The sequence below is a fragment of the Streptomyces durbertensis genome, from assembly GCF_014156695.1.
GTDB lineage: Bacteria > Actinomycetota > Actinomycetes > Streptomycetales > Streptomycetaceae > Streptomyces > Streptomyces durbertensis.
This window is the reverse complement of record NZ_WMLF01000538.1, coordinates 1-3,260: the sequence shown is the minus strand read 5'-3', so window position 1 is coordinate 3,260 and position 3,260 is coordinate 1. Positions and strand designations below refer to the sequence as shown.

Genomic DNA, 3,260 nt, shown 5'->3' with positions numbered 1-3,260 from the left:
CCCCCGCCGCAGCACCATCACGTGATGCGGCAGCGCCCCACGCCACGGGTGCGCCTCGCCGATTTTCCGGCTACCCCCCACGCCCGGTAGGCGGCCCGCGCGGCCGCCGCGTCCGGCCGGGAAGGCCGCGGCGGAGCGAGCGCACTGATCGCCGCGTGCGCTGACAGCTTCATGTCAGTGCGGCGGCGTACCGGTGCCTGCCCGTCCACCCGACATCTCGTCCTTCGCGGTCCCGCACCGTGCGACAAGTCCGGTTGGAAACAGCCGAATTGAGAATTCCTGGGGTAGGTTGGTCGGCGCTGACGGAACGTCGGCATTTTTTACTGGAGGTGGAAATGGACCGTAGAACCCTGTTGAGGAGTGCGGCTGCCACTGCCGCGGGTGCGCCGTTCGCGTCACTGGCACTGCCGGCCGATGCGCACGCTGCCGACACCTACCACGTGGCCGTCTGCGAGCAAGCGGCGAACGAGATCCTCATCCACCCGGTCAACAAACCCTGGACCCCGGCCAACCGGATATGGCGCTGGTCGCCGCCCGTAGCCATCGACGAGAACGGGAGGAACACGTGGAGGCATCTGTCGGACATCAGATTCCGTGATACCAGTGCTTTCGGGTGGGTTGCCCTGGTCGCCGCGTCGGAGGGAAAGGTCGGCATCGTCGACATGCCCAACGAGGATCCCGCGGGTGCGCTTCTCTGGTCCGCCAGGCCCTACGGCAAGCCGCACGCGATCGAGCGCATACCCGGGACCGGTGCGGTCGTGACCGCGTCCTCGGGGCGCTCCGACCGGGTGGACTGGCCGGGTTTCCTCACCGTGTACGGGCCCACCGACGTCAATGACCCGGGCAGCCTCAGGAGGGTCCAGGAGATCAGGTTCCAAGGAGCGCACGGACTCTGGTACGACGGACGCCACTTGTGGGCACTCGGCACCTGGACCCTCGCCAAGTACCGGGTCGCGGGGGACCACCTCGACACCAGACTCGAACTGGTGTGGCAACACTCCTGGTCCGAGCGGCCCTACAACGGGCACAGCCTCGATACGGATTACGGGAATTCCGCCTACCTGCTCATCACCGGAGGCGGAATCGTCCAGCGGGTCCACAAGGCGACCGGGCTGATCCAGGAGTGGAACCCGACCGGGGTCGGAGTGAAGTCCTACGCCAGGGTCGCCTCCGGAAACTCCTTCTGGGTGCAGGCGAGCGAGCAGTGGTGGAGCAAGTACGTGCAGTTCTTCGACAACGCCGGTAATCCGTCCTTCAGGCGGCATCTGGAAGGCTACGGGCGTGAGGCCCGGTTCTACAAGGCGCGTGTTTCCAGCGTCGCCTTCGCGTGAGCCCTCCCGGGTTCGTTTCGAGCCGGTGAGGTGGCGAGCGAGGGGCGGACCTGACCACGTCGGCCAGGCCGTCATGCCGACGGGGCGGTCGGAGCGTGGCGACGGCCGTGAGCCCCTCGGCGCGACCGGGAGAGATGATCGCATACCCACGAACTCGCCGATAAGAGGACGCAGTTCATCGTGCGGAGGAGTACATTCACCAAGATCAAAACGCCTTCGGAACGAGAGAGCAGATCTTGAAGCGAAACCTCGCAAGACCGGGTCGCGGGATACTGGCGGTGGTCGCGGCCGTGGTCCTGGTGGCCACCGGGCAGACGCCGGCGCAGGCCGCCACCGCTCCGAGTCTCGGTGACTTCGAGCTACGTCCGGCCACCAACCAGGCCGAACTGATGGACCGGGTGCGGATGCTGGACGCCGAGCTGCCGAAGCTCGGCGTCCAGAACATCCTGGGCACGGCCAAACGCACCGCCGTACAGAGCGCCGGCTCCGACACCTGCAACCCCGCCGCGACCAACACCCTGAAGCTGCGCGGCGTCAGCTACTGCTTCGACGGCCCGGACTCCGGCGTGGACGGGAAACTCGTCGAGTGGATGCCGCAGGGCGTCACCACGGTGGCCGACGCCCAGGACGACCAACTGTGGGGCAGCAAGAGGGCCATCCTGACCAGCTGGTACGACAAGTCCCCCGCGGACGGCGGGCAGTCCGGCGGGGACGCCGACAAGGTCAAGGGCTGCCGGGTCACGTTCCTCGATCCCGACACCCTGAAGTACCGGCACGTGCTGCTGGCCTACCCGTACGTCAACAGCCACGGCAACCCGACCTACATGAGTCTGCGCACCACGCAGACCTCGGAGTACGACTCGCTGCACTGCGGGGGCATGACCTGGTACGGCAACTACCTCTACGTCGCGGACACGGCGCGGGGGTTCCGGGTCTTCGACATGCGCTACATCTTCGACCTGGGGACCGCCGAGAACGGCGACACCGGTGACAAGTTCCTGATGGGCCGCCACAGCGGCGTGTACCACGCGCACGGCTACCGGTTCGTGATGCCGCAGGTGGCGGCCTGGACGAACACGACCGCACGGCAGAAGTGCACCGTCGGCGGCGGCTCCTCGTTCTCCTTCGTCGGGCTGGACCGCAGCGGTGCCGACCACCTCACCACGGGAGAGTTCTGCGGGGACAAGGTGGCGAACGGCGACCCTGACAAGATGGGGCGGGTGGCCCGCTGGCCGCTCGACGGCGCGACCGGTCGGCCCGTCCTGAGCGGTGGCCTGTGGAAGGCCGACGCCGCGTACCGGCTGCCGATCTCGAACATCCAGGGCGCCGTGTCCTACAACGGGATCTGGTACCTCAGCCGCAGCCAGGGCCACCGCAACGGCGTCCTGTACGCGACCAGGAGGACCACCTCCGCCACCGGGACGCTGGAGATCGCCAGCGCCCACCGGGCCGGGGTGGGCGTGGAGGACCTGTCCCACTGGCCCACGGCGAGCGGCGGACCGGGGAAGTTGTGGACGGTGACCGAGTACGCGGGCAAGCGGCTCATCTACGCCTGTGAGATCTCGGCCCTCAACGATCCCACCAGGGCCACCGAGATCTGCGGGCCCTGGTCCGACCCGCCGCAGTAGGAACCGCTTCCCGCCGGCCCGCCGGACGCACGCGGCGGGCCGGCGAGCCGGCGGTGGCGCAGCGGGCCGGCCGGGCGGTCAGACGTGACCGGGGACGAGAAGCGAGCGGGGGGGGCAGGCGGTGGAGATCCGCCATGGCGGCCTCCGCCAGGAAGGTCCGATCCGGGTCGGGAGGGCCGCCCCCCAGGAGCGGCGTCTCGGGGCCGGGCCTACGTCGGTACGAGGGTGACCTCTACCGCTTTGACGGAGGTCCAGACGGGTTCGCCTTCGGCGAGGTGGAGGTCGGTGGCGGCGGAGGGGG

The 3,260-nt window shown here is 68.8% G+C and carries 2 protein-coding genes; both read left to right on the top strand.

The window, feature by feature from the left end; genetic code table 11:
• The first annotated feature begins 335 nt into the window (after positions 1 to 335).
• Positions 336 to 1,331, top strand: a complete 996-nt coding sequence (locus tag GL263_RS23965) for a hypothetical protein (RefSeq protein WP_182857830.1) — start codon at positions 336 to 338, stop codon at positions 1,329 to 1,331.
• A 236-nt stretch (positions 1,332 to 1,567) separates the two neighbouring features.
• A complete protein-coding gene (locus GL263_RS23960; RefSeq protein WP_182857829.1) occupies positions 1,568 to 2,959 on the top strand; it encodes a hypothetical protein in 1,392 nt (463 codons plus the stop codon).
• Positions 2,960 to 3,260: the final 301 nt, after the last annotated feature.

Excerpts from the sequence above, each read along its gene's own strand:
- GL263_RS23965 (WP_182857830.1), top strand. The coding sequence starts at position 336 with ATGGACCGTAGAACCCTGTTGAGGAGTGCGGCTGCCACTGCCGCGGGT.